Raw genomic sequence first — 3,465 nt, 5'->3', positions numbered from 1 at the left:
GGGGACAGTGGTTATGATACGCATTTTGCCGAAATCGGTGAGAAATTCGGGGGATTTGACCTGGCAATTCTTGACAATGGCCAATATAATGTAGCCTGGCAGGCCATCCATATGCTGCCAGACGAAGTATTAAAAGTGGCAAAAGAGCTAAATGCCAAACGCATATTTCCTGTCCATTCTTCAAAATTTGTAATGGCATATCACCCCTGGGACGAACCCTTGATAAAAATCACGGAACTGAATGAAGGAAACATACCTTTGGTAACACCAATTATCGGGGAAATTGTAAATTTGAATGATAACGATCAGCAATTTAAACAATGGTGGACTGGTGTAGAGTGAAAGACAACGGCAAACAGTGGGTAACCTCGGGCTTCTTATCAGGTAATTTTTAAGAAGGAATGGTTCCCGAAAAATGCCATATGGGCAAAGCCCGTTTGATTTTACGATAAGATACCTCATAATAAGAGCTTTCGAAATGGGTGGGAGTGAGGATCATGTTTTGTCCTGTAGCAGCGGATGCTTTTTTCCAAATTTGAGATACGGTTCTCCCATATGACGGGACAGGTTGTGAGAGGTTTGGGGTTGGGATTTCCCTTTTCTCTCGATTATACGCATCACCGGACTGTCCCCATGAAACACATCTGTTCATGTCTATCCATTCAAGGTTATTTTTATTTCTGAAACATCCCTCGTGTTGGAAATAGCCACATTTAACCGGTTGGGGTTGTCGGTTGGAAAGTATGCTGTCATTTGGTATCTGGGCAATAGATCCATAGCTTTTGGCAAGGATACTTTCGGCTCTATCATTTTTCAGCCCGATGGCCTCAGCAATTTCTTTCAGGTATTGGAATATTTGGAAAGTCCCATCTTCGCTTAGTGCGGTTTTAGTGATGACTGCCCGGTCCTTACTGTAAGCATATTCCTTGTCTCCAGTCTTGAAAACCACATGGCACTTGCCTCCCGCGTACCTAAAGTGTTTTACCTGGTCGGTTACATCTTTATCGTCTATATAGATCAGATCTCTATGGAGTGGCATTTTTGTAGGTTTTATCCGGTCCTATATTTCTTAAAATTCTCCGCCTGCTCAAAAATCCCCTTATACACTTCGTCCCTATCTACTGGAGGGTAATCATTCTCCGCTAATAGAATAATCAAATCTACTTTTAGCTCCTATTTAATAGTCCAAGTGATTGTTTTAAGTCTTTCTTGAATCATTTTTAAGATTTTTAAGACGTCTTCTTCTTTAGGTAATTCTCCATAAACCAGGTTTTTAAAATTCTCGGTATAGATAGTTTTTAACTCATTCCACACCTTTTCTAAGTCTTTGAAGATTAGAGCATCATTCGGGTGAAATATTAACCATTTGTTATTGTTTCTGAAGCTCATCACATCATCTTTGGCTACTTTCAATAGCATTTCATCAAATGCTGGTGAGTGAAAGAAGTTCAAAAATAGATTGCAGGAATTTTCATTTGGTCTGCTGTAAACCGAATAGCTTGTCTAAATAAGGTTTTGCTTTCGTGCAGCTTCATATAATATTCCATTTTTCGGTACTGGATAATACTTTTCCTGCGCCAGTGAGTTTATACTTAGTGATTGGATTCAATGACTTAAAAAGTGGCTCGGTTGTTTTTCCTAGCTGTAGCTCTTCTAATATAGCTCCCAATAAAGCCCTTGTGGCAGGTGGGTATTTTAAGGCTAATCGAATCAGAGTAATGACTTCTTTGTCGATGTAATTTTTGATGATAGCCAAAAATCGTTTGCACGATGATTCCACACTGGCATCAGGTATTTTTTTGATATAACGAATGCTATCCAATATTTGTAAAAAGGGTATGTTGTCTTTAGTAATGATGTTTTTTTGTTTTATAAAAGAAATGGTATAACGCTCTCTTTTAAAACTAGGGCGAACCTGATTTTTCCCGATTTGTATAGTATTACTTATTTGCGTGGTCAACCCCAGTTTACTGAAAATGCTAAAACCTGTTAGGTAACCGGTGACTTTTCCATCTTCTTCCAGCAAGTCTTTGACTATCTGTTTCTGTTCAGGTTGAAGATCCCCAAAAATTGTTTTTTCAGGTTTGTAGTATTTTCCTTTTGATAGTTTAGCGATTTTACCTGATTGTGCCATGCGGTTTAGCGCTTTAATTACAGCTTCTTTTTGTTTCACCTCTGTGGTAAAATCAGCGTAGGTGAATACAAATCCCTTTGGGAATCTATCTATCGTAAATGCTATGTAATCAGTTATTTTCATGGGATATAAAAGTAATGAATAAAAATAAAATGTCCAGTTTTTTAATTAAAAAACTGGACATTTTAAACATTTAGTAAAAAATAAATAGTGTAGGAACTTTCCTTGATAGGCTTTGGTTTGATACTTGTATCAAACCAAAGCCTATCAAAAATAAATTAGAATTCCTCAAATACAATATTAATATTTTTAGAATTAAAAACAATTTTTTAACATAAATGATGATTGAGTTTTTTTAAAACACCTCCTCATAAAAAGAAATACATTCCTTAATTCTATAAGAATTTGGTTTTAACCTGTCTTTTAAAAGGCTTGATTTAATGTCTTCAATTATATCATAGTTGTACTTGACATCTTCTATGGCTGTAACATTATCAGCTATAAAATCTTCCAATCTGCTAATTATTTCTTCTGCAAACTCTTTTGAATATGAAGATAGATTAACCATTGCTTTTTTCACAGTATTCCAAATGGTGTTAAACCTAATATTGTTTTTAATTTCCCGATTATAAGATAAAAGCAAAAGATGTCCTATCCACAAATTCTCTCCTAAACATGAAAAGCCCCGTTTAAGAGGCTTTTTTCGAAGAACCATTTTCAGGGAATAGATCGCTTTCAACTTTTTATTGCCTGGATGATCAGTTTGATGGGGAAAACAGGTAAGGATAAAGCCCTTACTTGCCATTAGATGGTAAAATAAACCTCAAATATTTTATGCTTAGTTTAGGAACTAACCTAATTTCTTTTCTTATCAGGTAAATTTTAAATATGAAAACCTAAGATTTGAAATGATTTCATAAATTGGTATTTGTCGTTGAAAGATGATTCATAAACTGAATCTAATAAAGTGGGCTTCATCTTATGCAGGTCTTTGAGGAAAGGGTAGGGCTGTGGTTCTGTTCTTTGCCAGTTATTCTGGACTGCCTATTTCCATATCCGTGAATTTGATATATATTCTTCGTAAGCTATAGTATGTCCAATATGCTACTTTGTCAATTGCCGACCAGAAGAAAATCAGTTCAGTGTCATCAAGTATTTGTTAAAAAAACATTCGTCATACGTTGAACTTGTTCCTAAGAACTACAAAATTGAAATCAAAATTTATATAGACGGACTTGCTAGGACTTATACATTTCTTTAACTTAGCTTATCTTTGGTAACGAAGACCTAATTCCTGAACAATATTTACTTTATACAGCTAAAATACATTT

The 3,465-nt window shown here is 35.4% G+C and carries 5 protein-coding genes and 1 pseudogene; 1 reads left to right on the top strand and 5 read right to left on the bottom strand.

The window, feature by feature from the left end:
• Window positions 1-342 (top strand): MBL fold metallo-hydrolase (locus ACFSKL_RS22020; protein ID WP_376889406.1); only part of this gene is annotated, 342 nt, incomplete at its 5' end.
• Between the two features lie 49 nt (window positions 343-391).
• On the opposite strand, the gene ACFSKL_RS22015 is transcribed toward ACFSKL_RS22020, so the two are convergent.
• From ACFSKL_RS22015 to ACFSKL_RS21995, 5 genes and pseudogenes are all read right to left on the bottom strand, one after another.
• Window positions 392-1,039, bottom strand: a complete 648-nt coding sequence (locus ACFSKL_RS22015; protein ID WP_376889404.1) for a hypothetical protein — start codon at window positions 1,037-1,039, stop codon at window positions 392-394.
• An 11-nt stretch (window positions 1,040-1,050) separates the two neighbouring features.
• Window positions 1,051-1,161 (bottom strand): annotated as a pseudogene (locus ACFSKL_RS22010) (hypothetical protein); the annotation flags it as partial.
• Window positions 1,162-1,173: 12 nt separating this feature from the next.
• On the bottom strand, window positions 1,174-1,419 hold the full coding sequence (locus tag ACFSKL_RS22005; RefSeq protein WP_376889403.1) for a hypothetical protein: 246 nt from the start codon (window positions 1,417-1,419) through the stop codon (window positions 1,174-1,176).
• Between the two features lie 112 nt (window positions 1,420-1,531).
• On the bottom strand, window positions 1,532-2,257 hold the full coding sequence (locus ACFSKL_RS22000) for a type IV toxin-antitoxin system AbiEi family antitoxin domain-containing protein (protein WP_376889402.1): 726 nt from the start codon (window positions 2,255-2,257) through the stop codon (window positions 1,532-1,534).
• Window positions 2,258-2,489: 232 nt separating this feature from the next.
• Window positions 2,490-2,939: a hypothetical protein gene (locus ACFSKL_RS21995; protein WP_376889401.1), complete on the bottom strand. Its 450-nt coding sequence runs from the start codon at window positions 2,937-2,939 to the stop codon at window positions 2,490-2,492.
• Between the last annotated feature and the right edge of the window lie 526 nt (window positions 2,940-3,465).

Origin of the sequence: Belliella marina (assembly GCF_042682445.1) — a bacterium.
Lineage (GTDB): Bacteria > Bacteroidota > Bacteroidia > Cytophagales > Cyclobacteriaceae > Belliella > Belliella marina.
The sequence above is the reverse complement of the archived record's forward strand: the minus strand, read 5'-3'. Positions and strand labels throughout refer to the sequence as shown.

What these genes read in the sequence shown, in the direction of transcription:
- ACFSKL_RS22015 (WP_376889404.1), bottom strand. Translation starts at nt 1,039, where the DNA reads ATGCCACTCCATAGAGATCTGATCTATATAGACGATAAAGATGTAACC.
- ACFSKL_RS22005 (WP_376889403.1), bottom strand. Translation starts at nt 1,419, where the DNA reads ATGCTATTGAAAGTAGCCAAAGATGATGTGATGAGCTTCAGAAACAAT.
- ACFSKL_RS22000 (WP_376889402.1), bottom strand. Translation starts at nt 2,257, where the DNA reads ATGAAAATAACTGATTACATAGCATTTACGATAGATAGATTCCCAAAG.
- ACFSKL_RS21995 (WP_376889401.1), bottom strand. Translation starts at nt 2,939, where the DNA reads ATGGCAAGTAAGGGCTTTATCCTTACCTGTTTTCCCCATCAAACTGAT.